15 protein-coding genes are annotated in these 18,295 nt (G+C 69.2%); 6 read left to right on the plus strand and 9 right to left on the minus strand.

Annotated features, from left to right (window positions below):
• Window positions 1-72: 72 nt before the first annotated feature.
• Both BLW75_RS09510 and BLW75_RS09515 read left to right on the plus strand, forming a co-directional pair.
• Entirely contained in the window at window positions 73-1,920 is a 1,848-nt protein-coding gene (locus BLW75_RS09510; protein ID WP_241783584.1) for a putative bifunctional diguanylate cyclase/phosphodiesterase, read from the plus strand.
• A 188-nt stretch (window positions 1,921-2,108) separates the two neighbouring features.
• The gene (locus BLW75_RS09515; RefSeq protein WP_034311845.1) at window positions 2,109-2,573 is read left to right on the plus strand and encodes a peroxiredoxin; all 465 of its coding nucleotides are present in this window, start codon (window positions 2,109-2,111) and stop codon (window positions 2,571-2,573) included.
• Here the strand turns inward: BLW75_RS09515 and BLW75_RS09520 are convergent.
• From BLW75_RS09520 to BLW75_RS09535, 4 genes are all read right to left on the minus strand, one after another.
• The gene (locus BLW75_RS09520; RefSeq protein ID WP_034311844.1) at window positions 2,560-3,090 is read right to left on the minus strand and encodes a GNAT family N-acetyltransferase; all 531 of its coding nucleotides are present in this window, start codon (window positions 3,088-3,090) and stop codon (window positions 2,560-2,562) included. The two genes, BLW75_RS09515 and BLW75_RS09520, sit on opposite strands and share 14 nt — an antisense overlap.
• 61 nt (window positions 3,091-3,151) lie before the next feature.
• On the minus strand, window positions 3,152-4,366 hold the full coding sequence (locus BLW75_RS09525; protein WP_034311842.1) for an LCP family protein: 1,215 nt from the start codon (window positions 4,364-4,366) through the stop codon (window positions 3,152-3,154).
• Between the two features lie 94 nt (window positions 4,367-4,460).
• Window positions 4,461-5,723, minus strand: coding sequence for an SAM-dependent methyltransferase (locus tag BLW75_RS09530; protein ID WP_034311841.1), 1,263 nt, complete (start codon window positions 5,721-5,723; stop codon window positions 4,461-4,463).
• A 21-nt stretch (window positions 5,724-5,744) separates the two neighbouring features.
• Window positions 5,745-6,440, minus strand: a complete 696-nt coding sequence (locus tag BLW75_RS09535; RefSeq protein ID WP_034311839.1) for an alpha/beta hydrolase — start codon at window positions 6,438-6,440, stop codon at window positions 5,745-5,747.
• Between the two features lie 131 nt (window positions 6,441-6,571).
• On the opposite strand from BLW75_RS09535, the gene BLW75_RS09540 reads away from it, so the two are divergent.
• From BLW75_RS09540 to BLW75_RS09545, 3 genes are all read left to right on the plus strand, one after another.
• Window positions 6,572-7,300 (plus strand): SIS domain-containing protein, encoded by a 729-nt coding sequence (locus tag BLW75_RS09540; protein ID WP_034311838.1) that lies wholly within the window; start codon window positions 6,572-6,574, stop codon window positions 7,298-7,300.
• A gap of 93 nt (window positions 7,301-7,393) precedes the next feature.
• Window positions 7,394-7,612, plus strand: a complete 219-nt coding sequence (locus BLW75_RS43470) for a serine hydrolase (protein WP_241783599.1) — start codon at window positions 7,394-7,396, stop codon at window positions 7,610-7,612.
• A complete protein-coding gene (locus BLW75_RS09545) occupies window positions 7,537-8,571 on the plus strand; it encodes a serine hydrolase domain-containing protein (RefSeq protein ID WP_244175796.1) in 1,035 nt (344 codons plus the stop codon). Before BLW75_RS43470 ends, BLW75_RS09545 begins: the two co-directional genes overlap by 76 nt.
• Before the next feature lie 224 nt (window positions 8,572-8,795).
• Here the strand turns inward: BLW75_RS09545 and BLW75_RS09550 are convergent, their stop codons facing one another.
• Window positions 8,796-10,661: an ABC transporter ATP-binding protein gene (locus BLW75_RS09550; RefSeq protein ID WP_034311837.1), complete on the minus strand. Its 1,866-nt coding sequence runs from the start codon at window positions 10,659-10,661 to the stop codon at window positions 8,796-8,798.
• Window positions 10,662-10,807: 146 nt separating this feature from the next.
• Here BLW75_RS09550 and BLW75_RS09555 point away from each other — a divergent pair, with 146 nt between their 5' ends.
• Complete coding sequence (locus BLW75_RS09555; RefSeq protein WP_034311836.1) at window positions 10,808-12,109, plus strand: glycosyltransferase 87 family protein; 1,302 nt, start codon at window positions 10,808-10,810, stop codon at window positions 12,107-12,109.
• On the opposite strand, the gene BLW75_RS09560 is transcribed toward BLW75_RS09555, so the two are convergent.
• The 4 genes from BLW75_RS09560 to BLW75_RS09575 all read right to left on the minus strand — a co-directional run bounded on the left by BLW75_RS09560 (window position 12,110) and on the right by BLW75_RS09575 (window position 18,246).
• On the minus strand, window positions 12,110-12,319 hold the full coding sequence (locus BLW75_RS09560; RefSeq protein ID WP_003071237.1) for a helix-turn-helix domain-containing protein: 210 nt from the start codon (window positions 12,317-12,319) through the stop codon (window positions 12,110-12,112).
• Window positions 12,320-12,497: 178 nt separating this feature from the next.
• A complete protein-coding gene (locus tag BLW75_RS09565; protein ID WP_034311834.1) occupies window positions 12,498-14,126 on the minus strand; it encodes an ABC-F family ATP-binding cassette domain-containing protein in 1,629 nt (542 codons plus the stop codon).
• 142 nt (window positions 14,127-14,268) lie between these two features.
• Window positions 14,269-14,937, minus strand: a complete 669-nt coding sequence (locus BLW75_RS09570) for an acVLRF1 family peptidyl-tRNA hydrolase (protein ID WP_034311832.1) — start codon at window positions 14,935-14,937, stop codon at window positions 14,269-14,271.
• A 438-nt stretch (window positions 14,938-15,375) separates the two neighbouring features.
• Window positions 15,376-18,246 carry a S8 family serine peptidase gene (locus tag BLW75_RS09575; RefSeq protein WP_034311908.1) on the minus strand — a complete coding sequence of 957 codons (2,871 nt, stop codon included), beginning with the start codon at window positions 18,244-18,246 and terminating at the stop codon, window positions 15,376-15,378.
• Between the last annotated feature and the right edge of the window lie 49 nt (window positions 18,247-18,295).

Here is an 18,295-nt window from a genome sequence, read left to right on the forward strand (position 1 = left end):
TACCTAGTGTGGGCCCATGGGCTCGGACACCCGGTCTGAGCTGGCCATCGACCGCGCATGAAGAGGTGAAGTGTGCCCGAACCTGGTTCCGCGCCAGGGTTGGTGGACGTCGCTCGGAGATGGGCCGAGACGCTCGCTGACACTAAAGGAGTATCGCTTCCCAAGGAGCAACTCGAACAGCTGCTGCTCGGTGTCGCCAAGGACGCCGTCTTGGCCGAGCCCGACCATCAGCCCGCCGTCCTGCGCTTCTCCAAGCTCTACTCCGCCTCTCCCGTCGGGATCGCCCTCGCCGACGCCAACGGCGTGATCGTGGAGGCGAACGCCGCGCTCGGCCGTCTCCTCGGCTGCCGTCCGGCCTCGCTGCGTGGCCGGGAAATCCCCGAGCTCGGCTCCGCCGAACACGACGTCGCCCGCCTGCGGAACGCGCTCGCCCAGCTCATGACGCACGGCCAGCCGACGCAGGAGGAACGCCTGCTGCTGGATCACAGCGAGGAAGGCCCGCTCTGGGTCGACGTGACCCTGACCGATCTGCCCGGCGACCGGCCCGGCTCGACCTATCCGGTGCTGATGGTCTCGGACGCCAACGAGATCCACCTGCTGCAGGAACGGCTGCTGCACCAGAACGTGCACGACCCGCTGACCGGCCTGCCCAACGGCACCGCCTTCGGCAACGCCCTCGAAACCGCGCTGGCCGGGTCCGGTAGCGAACAGGTCGCGCTCGTCTACCTCGACATCGACGGCTTCAAGGTGATCAACGACGGCCTCGGGGCCGGCGTCGGCGACCAGGTGCTGCGCGGAGTCGCGAAGAAACTCACGTCCGTCTTCACCGGCAGGCACAACGGTTCGGTCGCCCGGCTGTCCGGCGACGGGTTCGCCGTCCTGCTGCGCGGCGACTTCACCCCGCCCGAGGTGATCTCGCTGGTCGAGCAGGCCCTGGAGGAACTGGTCGAGCCGATCTACGTCGGCGGGCACGGGATCGGCGTCAGCGCGAGCGCGGGCATCGTCGTCCGCCCGGTCACCGACGGCGGGCCCGAAGATCTGCTTCGCGCCGCGGAAATCGCGCTGCACCGCGCCAAGGAAGCGGGCAAGGCGCAGTGGATGCTGTTCGATCCGGAACTCGACGCGCGTGACCGGGGCCGCTACCAGCTCGGCGCGGTCATCGCGGGCGCGCTGGAGAACGGCGAGTTCTCGCTGATCTACCAGCCGACGGTGAAGCTCGCGAATCCCGAGCAGCTGGCCGCCGTCAACGCCGGGCTGCGCTGGAGCCATCCGGACAAGGGCGAACTCGACTCGGACGAGTTCTACCCGCTCGCGCAGATCACCGGGATGACCATCCCGCTCGGCCGGTGGCTGCTGGCCGAATCGCTGGCCGCCACCGCGAGGTGGCGGAACAGGTTCGGCGAGGCCGCGCCCGACGTCTGTGTGCGGCTGCCGAACCGGCTGGCCATCGAGCCCGACCTGGTCCTGCTGGTCAAGGAACAGCTCGACCGGCACAACCTGCCCGCCCAGGCGCTGCGGCTGTGCACGGACCGCGAATCCATCCTCGACGGCGGCGGGGAGGTGCTCGACTCCTTCGCCGTACTGGCCGATCTGGGCGCCCAGCTGGTGCTGACCATCTCCGGTTCGGACGATCTGGAGCTGATCCCCCGGCACGGGCTGCCGGTCCGCCACGTGATCCTGTCCGGTGCCGTCGTCGACGCCCTGGCCGAGCGCGAAGACGAGGCCGACGTCCGTCATCTCTGCCAGCTGGTCGCCAGGGCCAAGGAGCTGAAACTGCGCATCGGCGCGGAAGGCGTCCGGAGTCACGAACAGGCCGAACGGCTGCGGCGGTACGGCGTACTCGCGGCGCGCGGTTCGTTCGTGGCGGATTCGGCGACCGGGGACGAGGTCGACGAGCTCATCGAACGGCACGCACACTGAGCTGTGTTCTCCGGTGAACCCGCGGCCGCGATCGACGTCGGCAGGGCGCCGCTCGGCCTTCCACCCTCAGGTTGTGGTCGGGCCGCCCTGCCACCGCGGTAGCGGAGGCCTTCGGCCGGGCGGGTTCGCGCCCGGTCACTTCCCCGGGCAGACCCCAGCTCCGCCCACCGACGTGACAGGATCGGTCCATGGACCAAGGTGACATCGCCCCGGACTTCACCCTGCCCGACGACAAGGGCGAGGAGCGCACGCTGTCGGACTTCCTCTCGTCCGGGCCGGTCGTGCTCTTCTTCTACCCCGCCGCGATGACCAGTGGCTGCACCGCGGAAAGCTGCCACTTCCGCGATCTCGCCGCCGAATTCGCCGAAGTGGGCGCGCACCGCGTCGGCATCAGCCCGGACGCCGTCGCCAAGCAGCAGGAATTCTCGGCCAAACACGGTTTCGACTATCCCCTGCTGTCCGATGTGGACGGTGTGGTGGCGAAACAGTTCGGTGTATGGCGCAAATTCAGCCCGCTGCACGCCAAACGGCACACCTTCGTCATCGACACCGACCGCAAGGTGCTCGAAGTGATCAAGAGCGAGCTGAAGTTCACCGTGCACGCCGACAAGGCGCTCGCGGCCTTGCGCGAGCGCAAGACTAAGGACGCTTGAGCCGCCAGATCCTGGTGACACCCGCGCAGGCGGGGGCGAGCGGCGGTTCGGTGACCTCTTCGCCGACCATCGTGAACCCCAGCCGCGCGGGCACGGCTCCGCTAGCGCGGTTCTTCTCGTCGTGCCGGATCTCGACCTCCGGAGCGCCGAGCCGGAAGGCCTCGGCGGTCAAGAGCCGCGCCGCCCTGGTGACGTAGCCGCGGCCGGTGTGGTGGCGGCCGAGCCAGTAGCCGATCTCGATCCGGCCGGGACGGGTGATCATGCCCGTGCCGCCCGCGAGTTCGTCCTCGACGAAGATCGCGAAGTCGTAGGTCTTGCCCTCGGCCCAGTTCTTCGCGGTGTTCTCCAGGAAGTCCGCCGCTTCGCGACGGCCGTAACCGTGGGTGGCCCAGATCATCCACGCGCCGAGATGTGCGGCCGAATCCCCCGCGACGGCGGCGAGGGTTTCGAGCTGCTCCGGCTTCCAGCGGCGCAGGGTGACGACTTCGTCGGCGAGGGTCTCGGCGGGCGTTTCCATCAGTCTCCTCGTGAGTGGTAAGGACGGTTAGAACCGTCCTTACCACTCACGAGGCCGACGATCAGGTCAAAATCGCGCTGTCCGGGATCTCCGTGTCGTTCTTCAAGGCGTCGAACAGCAGCTTCGACTTCGTCTTGTCCCAGTTCTCCGCCGAACCACTGGTCACCGGCACCGTCGTGGTGACGACGCCGCCCGAGGAGATCCCGCGCATCGCCAGCGCCAGCCCCACCAGGTTGTGCACGTGGTCGCCGGTGTCCATCGTCAGCGCGTCGGGTCCCGTGGACAACAGCGGGAACAGCGAGAACGGGTTCAGCAGGGTGCCGGGGCTGCCGATCTCGCTGACCAGCGCGCCGATGAACTTACGCTGGTTGGCGACACGGTCGAGGTCCGAACGCGGGGTGGCCTCGCTGTGCCGCATGCGGACGAAGCCGAGCGCCTGCGGCCCCTGGAGGTCCTGGCAACCCGCCGGGATCTTGATTCCGGTGAGGGTGTCCTCCATCGGCTTCTCGACGCACATGTGGACCCCGCCGATCGCGTCGACGATCTTGGCGAACCCGCCGAAGCCGATCTCGGCGTAGTGGTCCATGCGCAGGCCGGTGGCGCCTTCGACGGTCTGCGCGAGCAGCGCCGGGCCACCGATCGAGAACGCGGCGTTGATCTTGTTCTTGCCGTGCCCGGGGATGGTCACCTGCGAGTCGCGCGGGAGGCTCAGCAGGGTCGGCTTGGTGCTGTTGGACGGGACGTGCGCGATCATGATGGTGTCGGTCCGCTTGCCGCCGCCTGCGGCCTTGGAGTCACCTGTGACCAGCTTCTCCTGCTCTTCGGGGGTCAGCCCGTCCCGGCTGTCGGAGCCCACGATCAGCCAGTTGGTGCCTTCGGCCGAGACGGGGCGGCCGGAGTAGTCGGCCAGCGCGTCGACGCGGTTGATGGAGAACTCCAGGTACACCCACACGCCGGCGAGGAACACCACGAACACGGTCAGCAGGGTGAGCAGCACCTTGCCGAAACCCCAGCGCTTCCGGCGCCGCGGCGGCCGCGCACCGTCGTCCGCCGGACGGCCGGGAGGGGGCTGCGGCGGGCCTGGGCGGCGCGGTGGCGGGCCGGCGGGCCGTTCCTGGCCGCCGTGCCCCATGGGCCTCGTCCGCTCGTCGTACGGGCTGCTCCCCCGGCCCGGCAGCGGCATCATCTGCGCGGGCTGATGCCGCCGGGGGCGGCCGGACGGCGGCCGTTGCGGCGGCGGCATCCGTCGCCCTCGGTCGTCGCCTCCATACGTCATGCCGAATCACCCGTCCCGATCTCGCGTGTAGGGCCCAGTCAACCGCAGACCCTAGGTGAAGGACGTCCGGCACCCCGCATCGGTTGGGTGGAGCTCACTGTCCGTTTTCGGCGAATCCGAACTGGTGGACCTTGAGATACCCCGAACGGAACCCCGCTTCGGAGTACGCCAGGTAGAACTCCCACATCCGCTTGAAGACGTCGTCGAAGCCCAGTTCGGTGATTTCGCCCCACCGCTGGGTGAACTTCTCCCGCCACAGCCGCAATGTGCGGGCGTAGTCCTGGCCGAACTCGCGCACCCCCTGCAGTTTCAGCCTGGTGTGCGCCAGCACGCCCTGCTCGACCGACGTCGTGGACGGGATGAGCCCACCGGGGAAGATGTACTTGTGCATCCAGGTGTAGGACCGGGCCGCGGCGAGCATGCGTTCGTGGTCCATGGTGATGGCCTGGAGCCCGAACCTGCCGCCCGGCTTCAGCCGCTTCCCGATGGTCCCGAAGAACGTGGGCCAGTAGGACTCGCCGACGGCCTCGATCATCTCGACGCTGACCACGGCGTCGTACTCGCCGGCCGAGTCGCGGTAGTCGCACAGCCGGACATCGACGCGGTCGGCGAAGCCCGCCGCCGCGATGCGCTCGGTCGCCAGCTTCGCCTGCTCCTCGGAGATGGTCAGTGACGTGACCCTGGCCCCGCGCGCGGCGGCCCGGATCGAGAGTTCACCCCAGCCGGTGCCGATCTCGAGCACGGTGCTGCCTTCGCGGACCCCGGCGTAGTCGAGGACGCTGTCGATCTTGCGGTGCTGGGCGGTGGTGAGGTCGTCGTCGGGGCCGAACAACGCCGACGAGTACATCATCGACGGGTCCAGGAACGCGCCGAACAGTTCGTTGGACAGGTCGTAGTGGCGGTGGATGTTCGCCCGCGCGCCCTCGACGGTGTTCTCCTCGTCCGCGGGGTGGCCGCGGTCGACGAACCGGCGGAACCGTTGCAGCAGCGGCGGAACGAGCGTCGCCATCCGCTCCGCGAACGGCGTCAGCACCTCGGCGAGCGCGTCGCTCGTCCAGTCGCCGACCATGTAGGCCTCGCCGAAGCCGATCTTCGCGTCCACGCCGAGGCGGTGGAAGAACGCGGCGGGGCGGTTGAGCCGCATCTCGGGAGCCTCCGGCCCGCCCGAACCGAGCTGCGAGCCGTCGGGCATGCGCACGCGGACGTCCAGCGGGCGCACCGCGTGCCGGAACAACTGCTCGGCGATCCGCGCCCGGAACGGGGAATGCGGCGGGGTGGCCAGTCCCGGCCACCGGTTTTCGCCGGGGGCAGGCAGGCCGGACGAACCGGCCGCCCGATCGATGCTCGACGTGGACATGAGTACTCCCTCCCGCCCGGTCTAGACCGGGATCCGCAGCCGTTCCGAGCTCGGCCGCCCCCAGGCGCCGCTCAGCGTTTCGTCACTTCCCCCGGCTTCGATCAGCTCGAGTGTGAAAGACCGTACGAGACGGTTCCAGACGCGAGACCTTCGTAGCATCGCGTGCCCTTCGCCGCCTATTTCGAATCGCGCGGACCGCGACGTCACCTTTTCGGCGCGTTCCGCGAAAGCGTGTGATGCCACCGGATCGGTCATCCGGTCCTTGGTCCCGTGCGCGATGAGCACGGCACGCCCGTCGACGGCGCCGATGGGTTCACCCGGTGGTGTCCACGGTGCCAGCGCGCAGACGCCGATGACGGCCGGATCGTCGGCGACGCGCAGGGCGACCCGCCCGCCCATCGAGTGGCCGACGAGGATCACCGGAACCCCCGGATGCTCTTCGCGGACGCGGTCGAGTGCCCAGCGCGCGTCGGCGAGCGCGTCGGTGCCGTGGTCGTTCCAGCCGTAGACCCGGTTGCGCAGGAGCCGCACCTCGGCCCCGTGCGCCCGGCCCGCCCGGTGGACGTCCCTCGCCAGCGGCACCATCCGCTGGTACGCCAGCCGCCACGGCGCCACGCGGGCATGACTGTGCTCCGCGCCGCCGTGCAGAACCAGCACCACGCCTTTCACCTGGCCGCGTGCTCGCCAAGTCCGCACCGCGGGATCAGCCTCGCTCACCCTGGACCCTCCAGTCTCCGAAACCCCGGCCGCAGTGATCGGGTCAACCTCGATCATGACCCGATGTATTCCACTTCGGCCATTGGTCCACGCGATACATTCGTCGCTGATCTCCAGACGGAAGGGCGGATGTGGTGAGCACCACCGAACGTTGTGCAGACGTCGCCGAACGGCTCGCTGAGGCCGAACGGGGCAACGCGGAGCAGATCCGGAAATCGGCCGAGCTGATCCTGGGGGTCATCCGGGCGGACGCCCTGGTGTTCACCGCCGGGGCCGGGCATTCACTGGCCGCGGTCGCCGAGACCTTCTACCGGGCGGGCGGGCTCGCCTGCGTGTACCCGGTCTACCACCCCGAACTGCTGCCGCTGCACGGCGCGCAGCACAGCACCAAGACCGAGCGCCGTTCCGGGCTGGCCGAAGAGGTGCTGGCCGAGCGCGCGCCGGGCCCGGACGACGTCCTGGTGGTGTTCTCGACCTCGGGGGTCAACCCGTACCCGGTCGAACTGGCCGCCGGGGCCAGGAAGCGCGGGGCGTCGGTCATCGCGGTGAGTTCGGCCGCGTCGGTGGCCAAGGCGCCCAAACGCGCGGCCACGACGCTGATCGAAGAGGCGAGCATCGTGCTCGACTCGCACGTTCGTCCCGGGGACGCGAGCTACCCGCCGGACGCGCCGCGGACCGCGCCGCTGTCGACGGTGATCAACGCGTTCCTGTGGAATCTGGTCCTCGCCGAGGTCGTCGACCTCGGCGCGGCGCAGGGCGTCGACATCCCGCTGTGGCGCAGTTCCAACGTGGACGGTGGCGACGAGGCCAACGCCGCGCTGCTGGCCAAATACGGCGAGCGGGTTCCCGCTCTCCGCTAGCTCCTCCACCGCGCGGACGAGTTCCTTGACTCGTCCGCGCGGCGCTTCCACGGCCACATACCGACCGGTCGGTGTCCGCAGGAGGTCCGTGCCATGACCGAGATCCACGGCGAGTGCGCGGCGGGCTTCGAACCCGTCCGCGCCGCCTTCGAAGAGAACTTCGCCGAACGCGGCGAGATCGGCGCCGCGTTCTCGGTGACCCGGCACGGCGAGACCGTGGTCGATCTCTGGGCGGGCTGGGCCGATCCGGACCGGACGACCCGTGGCGGGCGGACACGCTCACCAACGTCTGGTCGACCACCAAGGGCATGACCGCGCTCTGCGCGCACCATCTCGCCGACGCCGGACTGCTCGACCTCGACGCGCCGGTCGCGAAATACTGGCCGGAGTTCGCGGCGGCGGGCAAGGGGGACATCCCGGTGCGCTGGCTGCTCTCGCACCGCTCCGGGGTGACCGGGATCGGCATCGACCGGCCGGTGACGGTGACGGAACTGTACGACTGGGACCACATCACCGGACTGCTCGCCGCGCAGGCCCCACTCTTCGAACCGGCCACAGCCAGCGGCTACCACGCACTGTCGTTCGGGTTCCTTGTCGGCGAGGTGATCCGCCGGGTGAGCGGACAGGACGTCCGCGCGTACTTCGCCGGGCACATCACCGTCCCGCTGGACGCGGACTTCCGGATCGGCCTGGACTCCGAAGCTGATCTGGCGCGCTGCTCCACCCTCGTCGAACCCGTGCTCAGCGACGAGATGACGACCGCGCTGACCCAGGCGTTCGCCAACGCCGGCCCGGCCGCCCTCGCGGCGCTGGCGAACCCACGCGTACAAGGCCGTGACGCCAACGATCCCGAATGGCGGCGCGCGATCCTGCCCGCCCTGAACGGACACGGCACCGCCAGGGCCATCGCGACCATCTACGGCGCGCTCGCCTCCGGGCGGCTGCTCTCGGCCGAAGCACTCGCGACCGCCTGTGAAGGACAGGGCCGCGAGGCCGACGTCGTCGGCGGGCTGGGCAATGAATGGGCGCTGGGGTTCTACCTCGGCAGCGAGGAACGCGGCTTCGGGCCGAACCCGCGCGCGTTCGGGCACGACGGGTTCGGCGGCTCGTCCGGCGGCGCGGATCCCGAAAGCGGGATCGCCTTCGGCTACACGATGAACCGGATGGGTCCGCTGATGCGGGACGATCCGCGGAAGATGGCGCTGGTGAACGCGACCTTCGCCTCCCCCGCGGTCATAAGTGGGCTCGGCACTGCGCCCGTGTCCGCCTGAAGTACATGAAGGCCCCCTTCCTTGCGCCTGACGCAAGGAAGGGGGCCTTCATGTACTTGCCAAGGTGTGAAGGCCGAGTTTCCTCGGCTGAGCCGAGGGAAGGCCTCCTGCACGCGCGCCCGCTGTGGTCGCTGGTGCACCTGGGACGAGAGCAGCGGCCCTGAACGTAGCGAAGGCCTCCTTCACCACCTGACCCGAATCGCCGCTCAAGACCCACCTGAGGGTCACGCGGCCGCAGGCTCCTCCGAGAACTGCGTCAGGTACAGCGTCGCGTAGCGCCCTTCCCGCGCGAGAAGCTCTTCGTGCGTCCCTCGCTCGACGATCTCCCCGTGCTCGATCACCAGGATCTGGTCCGCCGCCCGCACCGTCGACAACCGGTGCGCGATGACCAGCGCGGTCCGCCCGTCGAGCGCGTCGGTCAGCGCCTCGCCCACGGCGGCCTCGGACTGCGAGTCCAGATGCGCGGTCGCCTCGTCGAGGACGACGACCCTCGGCTGCGCCAGCAGGAGCCGCGCGATGGTCAGCCGCTGCCGCTCCCCGCCGGAGAGCCGGTACCCCCGCTCCCCCACCACGGTCTCCAGCCCGTCCGGCAGCTCCCGGATCAGCTCGGCCAGCCGCGCCTTCTCCAAGGCCGACCAGATCTCGGCGTCGGTGACGCCGGGCCGCGCGTATTCGAGGTTCGACCGGATGGTGTCGTGGAAGAGGTGCCCGTCCTGGGTCACCACGCCGACGGTTTCCCGCAAGGTGGCGAACCCGAGGTCGCGAACGTCCACATCGGACAATCGGACCGAGCCCGCGTCGACGTCGTAGAGCCGCGGCAGCAGTGAGGCGATCGTCGACTTGCCCGCGCCGGACGAACCGACCAACGCCACCATCTGCCCCGGTTCGGCGCGGAAGCTGATGCCGTGCAACACCTCTTCGCCACCCCGGTGATCCAAAGTGGACACATCCTCCAGCGAAGCCAGCGAGTACCGGTCCGCCGCGGGGTAGCCGAACCGGACGTCCGAGAACTCCACCGAAACCGGGCCTTCGGGGAGACTGCGCGGGGAAGGCTTCTCTTCGATCATCGGCTTGAGGTCGAGCACCTCGAAGACCCGCTCGAACGACACCAGCGCGGTCATCACGTCCACCCGGACGTTCGCCAGCGCGGTGAGCGGCGAGTACAGCCTGGTCAGCAGCAACGCCAGCGCCACGACGGTGCCCGGCGCGAGCGCCCCGGTCAGCGCGAGGTAGCCACCCAGCCCGTAGACAAGTGCCTGCGCGAGCGCGGAGACCGTGGTCAAGCTGGTCAGGAACCAGCGCGTCAGCATCGCCGTCCGCACCCCGATGTCGCGCACCCGCCCGGCCCGCGCGCCGAACTCACCGGTCTCGCGCTCCGGGTCGCCGAACAGCTTCACCAGCGTCGCGCCCGGCGCGGAGAACCGTTCGGTCATCTGCGTGGTCATCGACGCGTTGAGCCCGCCGGCCTCCCGCTGCAGTTCGGCCATCCGCCGTCCGAGGCGCCGCGTCGGCAGGATGAAGACCGGCAGCAGCACCAGCGCCAGCAGGGTCACCTGCCAGGACAACGTCACCATGACCACCAGCGACAGCACCAGCTGGATCACGTTGGTGACCAAACCGGACAGTGTCGCGGTGAACGTGCGCTGTGCGCCGATGACGTCGTTGTTGAGCCTGCTCACCAGCGCGCCGGTGCGGGTGCGCGTGAAGAACGCGACCGGCATCCGCTGCACGTGCCGGTACACCGCGAGCCGCAGGTCGAGGATGATCCCTTCACCGATCCTCGACGACTGGGCGCGTTCGGCCAGCCCGAGCCCGGCGTCGATCAGCGCCAGCACGGCGATCACCACGGCCAGCCACACCACCAGCGAGACGTCGTGCCCGCCGACGATCGCGTCGACCACCTTTCCGGCCAGCACCGGCGTGCTGACCGCCAGCACCGCCGAAACGACGGTGAGCGCCAGGAATATCAGCAATCTCCGCCAGTGCGGCCTGGCGAACCGCGCGACGCGGCGGAGCGTCCCCTTGTGCAGCCCCTTCGGAACATCGGCGGACCTCATCGCCGAGTTCATCAGCGCATACGTGTTGTCCATGAGAACCCTCTCTTCGCCCCCAAAACCTCGATATTAGTCGAGAGTTTTCCCGGATATAAGCATGACCAACACCGCGGCACACCGGATGCTTCCCGGTTTCCGCGTCCTCTTTCCAGCGGGTGCGGCCGCGTCGGTAGCCTGAGCCGGTGACCAAGGACCCAGACCGGCGACGACTGACCATCGACCTGGTCTTCTACACGGGCTGCCTCGTCTACGCCGTCGTGAACACCGCCGTCGCGGAATTCTACGGTTATCGCGTGTGGGCGAACTTCGCTGTAGCGGGTTACGGCCTCGCCGTGGTCCACACCGGCTGGCTGACGCTCGCCGCCCGGCGCGGCAAGCCGTTGTCCGGCGCGCTCGGTTCGCGGTGGCTCGGTATCGGCGCCATCGGCCTGTTCGCCATGATCCTTCCGTTGGGAATGCTCGTCATTCGCCGTCTGACCGGAGTGGACTGGCTCATCACGCCGGTGTCGTGGGCCGCCCAGCCCGAGGTCTGGGTGATCGAGCGGTCGGCGAAACTCCTTCTGGAGAACGGAACCCCGTACGTCGACGTCACCGCGCTCGGTCGCGCGGTGGAAGTAAACGATTACACGCCATACGGTCCGGTGATGACCGTCTTCGGCCTGCCGCGCGCCCTGTTCGGCGGCGGACCGGTCGCGGACGCCCTCACCGACGCGCGCTGGATGTTCGCGCTGGCGGCCGTCGCCTGCGTACTGCTGACGCTGCGACTGCTGAAGTGGCCGAAAATCCCGGTCAGTGCGGCACAACTCGCACTCGCCTGCCCGCTGACGGCGCTGACCTGGGCGGTCGCGGGCCCCGATCTGGCCATCGTCGGACTGCTGGTGCTGTCCTTCGCGCTGGCCACGACCGGCCGCGCGATCCTGTCGGGTCTGGTGCTGGCGTTGGTGGTCAGCGCGAAACTCATCGTCGCGCCCGCGATAGTCGTGCTGGGTGTCCTCTTGATCACGCGACGTGGTCCTCGCGCACTGGGCGGATTCGCCGCGGCACTCGTGGTGACGACCCTCGTCCTGCACGTCCCCGTCTACCTGGCCGGCCCCAAGGCGTTCGTCGAGCATGTCTTCCGGTTCCCGCTGGGAATCGGCGTGATCAAGTCACCGGCGGCGAGCCCGCTGCCCGGCCACCTCATCGCCTCGCTCGGCCCGGTGGGCACGGCGGTTTCCTTCGCCCTGCTCGGGATCGCGGCCGTCGCGATCCTGGTCTGGCTGCTTCGCCGTCCTCCCACCACCGGATCGGACGCGCTGCTGCGCATGGCTGCCGGGCTCGTCGCGCTGATCATGCTCACTCCGGCGACGAGGTACGGCTACCTGGTGTATCCGCTGGTCCTGCTCGGTGCCAGGCTGGTCTTCCTGGCCGCGGAAACCCGTGAAACAGCGGTCCCTGGAAAGGGAACTGCGCCCCCCGCGCAGCAGTCCGCTACTTCCTCGTGACTACTTCTTCTTGACCCTGGTGGCACCGCCACGGCCGCGCAGCTGGACGCCGGACTCCGAGAGGACCCGGTGCACGAACCCGTACGAGCGACCCGTGGACTCCGCGAGAGCGCGGATGCTCGAGCCCTTCTCGTATTTCTTCTTCAGGTCAGCGGCCAGCTTGTCACGCGTGTTGCCGGTGATCCGCGCGCCTTTCTTGAGATCAGCCACGTCGATCGCCTTCCCGCCGAGAGTGTTCTGGGCCACATATCGGCCCCTGTCGCCGCAATGATCGAACACTGAGCGCCGGAATGCCAGACGACGAGCGCAAAACTGCTGAAACCGCGATCACATTGGGCCATTTCAGTGGCCGGATGGCATCGATCAAGCACCCGAACGGACGCAGACCTCACGCAAGCTGGACAAGTTCCAGATAATCGGCCGACCAATGGTCCTCGGTGCCGTCCGGGAGGAGGATCACGCGTTCCGGCTCCAGCGCTTCGACCGCGCCCGGGTCGTGCGTGACCAGGACGACGGCTCCGGCGAAGCTGCGCAAGGCGTCCAGGACCTGGGCGCGGCTTGCCGGGTCCAGGTTGTTCGTCGGCTCGTCGAGCAGCAAAACGTTGGCAGCGCTGGACACCAGCCCGGCGAGCGCGAGCCGCGTCTTCTCACCGCCGGAGAGCGTGCCGGCGGGCTGATCGAGCTGCTCGCCGGTGAACAGGAACGAACCGAGAAGGTTCCGCAACTCCTGCGCTCCGGTGTCCGGCGCGAGGTGACGGATATTTTCCCACACGGACGCATCGTGGTCGAGAGTTTCATGTTCCTGTGCGTAATAGCCCAGACGCAATCCGTGACCTGGAATGGTCTCGCCGGTATCCGGAGTTTCCATTCCGCCGAGTAGCCGGAGCAATGTCGTCTTCCCGGCACCGTTCAATCCGAGCACGACGACCTTCGACCCGCGGTCGATGGCGAGGTCGACTCCGGTGAAGATCTCGAGCGAACCGTAGGACTTCGACAGTCCCTCCGCGGTGAGCGGCGTCCGGCCGCACGGGGCGGGCTCGGGGAACTTGATCCGGGCGACCTTGTCGGCCTGCCGGGTCTCGTCGAGTGCGGAGAGCATCTGCTCGGCACGGCGGGCCATGTTCTTGGCGGCCACGGCCTTCGTCGCCTTGGCCCCCAGTTTGGCGGCCTGCTGCTGCAGTGCCGACGCCTTCTTCTCGGCGTTCGCGCGCTCGCGGCGGCGCCGCTTCTCGTCGGTGGCGCGCGCGTCGAGGTAGCGCTGCCAGCCCATGTTGTAGAGGTCGAGCTCGCCGCGGGTCGCGTCGAGGAACCACACCTTGTTGACGACGTCCGCGAGCAGTTCCACGTCGTGGCTGATGACCACGAGACCGCCGTCGTGCTGCTTCAGGAAGCCGCGAAGCCAGTTGATGGAGTCGGCGTCGAGGTGGTTGGTGGGCTCGTCGAGCAGCAGGATCGTCTCGGATTTGCCGCCCGCGCCCGCCTCGGCGGCGGCGAACAGGATCCGGGCCAGCTCGACACGGCGTCGCTGACCACCCGAGAGCGTCTGCAGTGTCTGTTCGAGCACCCTGTCGGCCAGGCCGAGGTTGGAACAGATCCGCGCGGCCTCACTCTCGGCGGCGTAACCCCCGAGGGAAGCGAAGCGCTCTTCGAGGCGGCTGTAGCGGTTGACCGCCTTGTCGCGTTCCTTCTCGTCCGCGAGCTCCGACATCGCGGTCTGCGCTTTTTCCATGTTGCGCAGCAAGGTGTCGAGGCCGCGCGCGGAGAGCACGCGGTCCTTCGCGGTGACGGACAGGTCGCCCTCGCGCGGGTCCTGCGGGAGGTAGCCGAGCTCGCCGCTGCGGCGGACCTCGCCCGCGTACGGCTCGCCCTCCCCCGCCAGCACCTTGAGCGAGGTGGTCTTGCCGGCGCCGTTGCGGCCGACCAGGCCGATGCGGTCGCCCTGCTGGATGCGGACGTTGGTGTCGTCGAGCAGGATGCGCGACCCTGCGCGCAGCTGCAGGCCAGAGGCCGTGATCACGGGAACTCCCGGGAAAAGGGGTGGATGAGCGGACAGCTTCGACTCGTCTGCCGGCGGGCAGACGAGGAGCTACTCCAAGAGGATGTCCACGCGATCAGTGTACGGGCCGGTGTCGAACGGTTTTATCCGACCGTGCCCGACGTCACGGCCCGGTGAGGGTGATCTGGACCGCGACAGCCCGCTCCGCCGCGTCTTCCAGCACCGTGCGGCGCGGTTCGGCGATGTCGAGAACGCGGGCCTCGGCACGCTGGAACAACGGGGCGAGACGGTTGTCCTCGCGCAGGGACTCCAGGGCACGGCGGTCACCGCCGAGCACGACGGCGTCCACTTCGGACAGTTGCGGGACGAGCACCTCGAACGCGTCGTCCGCGGCGGACCGAAGCGCCGAGCGCGCTTGTCCTTCCCGCCGCCGCGCGAACCGTTGCTGAGACCAGCCACCCGCCGCGGACCGGCCCTGGACGAGATGACGGTCCGTCCTGGACTGGACGACCACTCCCCCGCGCGCGATCCCGACACTGTGCCCGCCGCGGCGCACCAGCAGGAGCGCGATCCTCCGCGAGATCAGCGCGTGCTCGACGAGCGGGCCGACGGCGAGACCCGGCACGGTTCCTCCGGCGCTCAGCGGTCCGAAAGGGACGGTCGCGACGGCTACCACGCCATTGTCGGCGGTGACCGTGACGGTGTCCGGGCTCAGCTCGGTCTCGCGGACGCCTTCATTGCGGACGGCGAACCTGGCGTACCACCCTTCGAGGCGATCCGGCGCGACCTCGACCGCCCGTCCCCCGCCCGCTACCTGCCGTTCCCTCGCCATGGGTTCAACGTACGGGGCGTGGCGCGGATCGGCAGGGGTCGGACGTTGCCGTTTCGCGGCGACGCTCCGGCTGCGGCCGTGTTGCGAAAGCCACTTTCGCAACGTTGAAGGTTGCGAAAGTGGCTTTCGCAACGCACGCCGCGGCTGGGGCGAGTAGGCGCGACGCTCCCGATCGGAGGTGTCGCGAAAGCCACTTTCGGGACACCAGACGTCGCGAAAGTGGCTTTCGCGACACCACCCGATCCGCCTGGCAAGCCAGAAGCCCCTACCCGTGCGACCGTCGCCGTTTCGCGGCAACGACAGACGCGTGCGGGCGTTGCGAAGCCACTTTCGCAACGTTGAGGGTTGTGAAAGTGGCTTTCGCGACACCAGCCACCACGCGAAAGGTCCCCTTCTCTCGGTTCAGCCGAGAGAAGGGGACCTTCACGAACAAGAGAGCTAGACCGGCTTCACCGGACCGCGCCCCACCGACTTCCCGACACCCGCGGGCCGCTCCGCCACCCCGGGCTGAACGAAACCGTTGATGTGCAAGGAGATGGAGCGGATCGACCCGGTGTCGCCACCGGCGACGTCCACCGCGGTGAACTTCCAGGTGCCGTCAGCCACACCGGCGGCCAGGCCGCCGAGCGCCTGCGCCGGCTTGTAGGTACCGGTGAACGGAGCGGCCACCGCGTTCACCGAACTGAACGCGGTGGCCGCGTTGTCGGCGAAGACGACCTGGCAAAGGTTGTTGCCCGAGCCGCCGCTGCGCTGGAACACGGTCGCCTTCGCACCCGAGGGCGACGTCAGCGTGCCGACCAGGTCACCGACGTACGAGTGGTTGATGCCCACCGTCGCCGAGGTCTGGTCCGCGTTGCAGGTCGCCCCGTCCACCGAGAACGTCAGCTTCGACGCACGCCCGACGCCGCTCACCGTGATCGGCACGGTCACGCCGGTCGGGTCGCTGTCCGGGATCGCCACCGCGTCTCCGGCGTAGGCGAAGTCCCGCGACACCGGCGACGGGGTGCCGACCGGCAGCGAGAACGTGGACGTCGTCGGCGAGTACGAACCCGCGAAGGTCACGCGCGCGTTCAGCACCACCGGCACCCCGAGTTCCTGCGTGGCGGGAACGGTGATGGTGAAGTCGTTCACGCCGGTCTGCCCGGGGCTGATCGTGCCGTACGACTTCGACCGCGGCGCCACCGTGACACCCGGGGTCGGGCTGGAGAGCACGACGCTGGTGGACGTCGCGGTGCCGTCGCCGCGGTTGGTCACCGGCAGGGTCACCTTGGCGGTGTCGCCCGGGTCGAGCGCGGACCCGCCGTCGGCCGGGGTGACCGTCGGCTGGCCCGCGGACGCGAGCGGCTGCGGGCTGGCGCCGGTATAGGCGAGCACCTTGTCGGCGAGGATGACGCCCGCACCGCTGGAGTTGTCGCGTCCCGGGGCGAGGATGTCGACGGCGGTGTTGATCAGCGCCTCGCGCACGTCGGCCGGGGGCAGCCCCGGGTTGCCCGAGAGCACCAGGCCCGCGATCGCGGCGGCGTGCGGCGCGGCGGCCGACGTGCCGTAGAACGTGGTGAAGCCGGTGACGCTGGTCGAGACGCCGTCGGCCGCGGTGATGTCCGGCTTGGCGCGGACCTCACCACCGGTCGCGGACACGTTGCCCGGGGTGATCGGCGTTCCGTCGGCCTGGTAGAACATCCGCCGCGGACCGTCCGAAGTGAACCGTTCGACCTTCGTGGTCGCGCCGAAGGCACCGGGGAACGGACCCGCCGGGTTGGCCGGGTCGCCCGGTTCGAGGGCACGGGGGAACGCCTTGGCCGCCGGTGCCGCCGCGACGCTGAACGCGTCCCGCGCGGCCGAGTGGCCGACGGTCACACCGGGGCTGGTGTAGGCCTTGAGGCCATCGGCCGAGTCGGAGAACCGGCCGCGCAGCGCGGACAGCGAAAGGTAGCGGCCTTCCCCGGAGAACTTGACGATGGCCAGTCGCAGTCCGGCGACGCCCGTGGTGTCCACCCGTTCGTAAGCGTCCTGAGTGCCGCTCTGGACGTCCTGGCTGAAGTCGACGACGTTGCCCGCCGCGTTCAGCAGGTACAGGTCGTAGTCGTTGTTCGAGCGGCCCAGCGGGTCGGACCAGAACAGCGTGACCGGCACCCGGCCCGAAGCGCTCGAGAGCGGCTGGAAGATCTGGTTGCCCGCGGCCCCGGCGAAATTGTGCGCGGTACCGGCGTATTTGCCGACGCTCTTGCCGGAGTCGACGAAGTCGCCTTCCCAGTGGCCCGAGGTGCCGTCGGTGACGTTGCCTTCGTTGCCGGCCGAGGAGAAGTACAGCGCGCCGTCGGCGGTCACGTCGTTGACGGCCTGCGCGATGATCCAGTCCTGGAACGGCGATTCCTTGAAGTACAGGACGTCGTCGACGATGACGTCGCAGCCCGCGTCGAACCGCAGTTTGCGGATGTTGTCGGCGAAACTGGCGTCGGAGTTGAACGCGCTGGCGAAACCGAGCGCCGCGTTCGGTGCGAGATCGTGGATGATCTCGAGCATCGCGGTGCCCTCGTCGCCCTCGCCTTCCTGGCCGGGGATCACGTCGACGCCCGCCGGGAGTTCGCCGCGCGCCTGCGAGGTCGCGAGCGAGTCGATCCCGTCGGACAGCGCGCAGATCTTCGTGCCGACGCCGGTGACGCCGAACTGCTGGCGCGCGGTGTCCGCGTTGTGCGCGCGGTCGCCCTCGCTGTTGATCGGTCCTGCGGCGATACCCGGCTGTCCCTTGGCGTCGACGGCCTTCTTCAGCTCATCCGCGATCCGGGCGGCCTTCTCCTCCTTGCTCTCCCGCTTGCCCGCGGTGGCGGGCTCGGCGAGCTGGCGGGCGGTGAACGCCTCGTTGGCGGTCTCGACCTTCTTGACGTCGGCGCGGGCCGCGATCGCCGAGACCGCGTTCAGCGGAACCTCGGCGCGCACGCTGCCGTACCGTTCGGACACCGCGCGAATCCCCGCACCGGATTCCCGCAGTCCCTTGAGGAGTTCTTCCGAGACCTGGCCCCGGATGTCCACGAGTACGGTGCCGGCCGCGGAGACATTCGCCCCAGACCCCAGTGCGGGAACCGCGGAGGCCGACATCCGCTGAGCGCGGAGTTTCTGTTCGACGAGCAGTCGGCTGTCCACTTTGGACTCGCCGGCGTTCTGGCTCTTCTTGATCGACTGCAGCGCTTCGATCTGCCGGACGGTGTTCGCCGAGAACGCGTCCGGGGATCCGCCGCTTTCGGCCGCCGCGACGGGCGGGCTCACCAGACCGAGCGCGGTGACGAGGGCCGCGGTGCCCGCGGTCAGGATCGTTCTTCTTCTCCTACTAGAACGGGTTGGACGCACGTGCGCCTCCGAT

This window comes from Amycolatopsis lurida (assembly GCF_900105055.1).
Classification (GTDB): Bacteria; Actinomycetota; Actinomycetes; order Mycobacteriales; family Pseudonocardiaceae; genus Amycolatopsis; species Amycolatopsis lurida.

Excerpts from the sequence above, each read along its gene's own strand:
- BLW75_RS09515 (WP_034311845.1), top strand. The coding sequence starts at position 2,109 with ATGGACCAAGGTGACATCGCCCCGGACTTCACCCTGCCCGACGACAAG.
- BLW75_RS09520 (WP_034311844.1), bottom strand. The coding sequence starts at position 3,090 with ATGGAAACGCCCGCCGAGACCCTCGCCGACGAAGTCGTCACCCTGCGC.
- BLW75_RS09525 (WP_034311842.1), bottom strand. The coding sequence starts at position 4,366 with ATGACGTATGGAGGCGACGACCGAGGGCGACGGATGCCGCCGCCGCAA.
- BLW75_RS09530 (WP_034311841.1), bottom strand. The coding sequence starts at position 5,723 with ATGTCCACGTCGAGCATCGATCGGGCGGCCGGTTCGTCCGGCCTGCCT.
- BLW75_RS43470 (WP_241783599.1), top strand. The coding sequence starts at position 7,394 with ATGACCGAGATCCACGGCGAGTGCGCGGCGGGCTTCGAACCCGTCCGC.
- BLW75_RS09550 (WP_034311837.1), bottom strand. The coding sequence starts at position 10,661 with ATGGACAACACGTATGCGCTGATGAACTCGGCGATGAGGTCCGCCGAT.
- BLW75_RS09570 (WP_034311832.1), bottom strand. The coding sequence starts at position 14,937 with ATGGCGAGGGAACGGCAGGTAGCGGGCGGGGGACGGGCGGTCGAGGTC.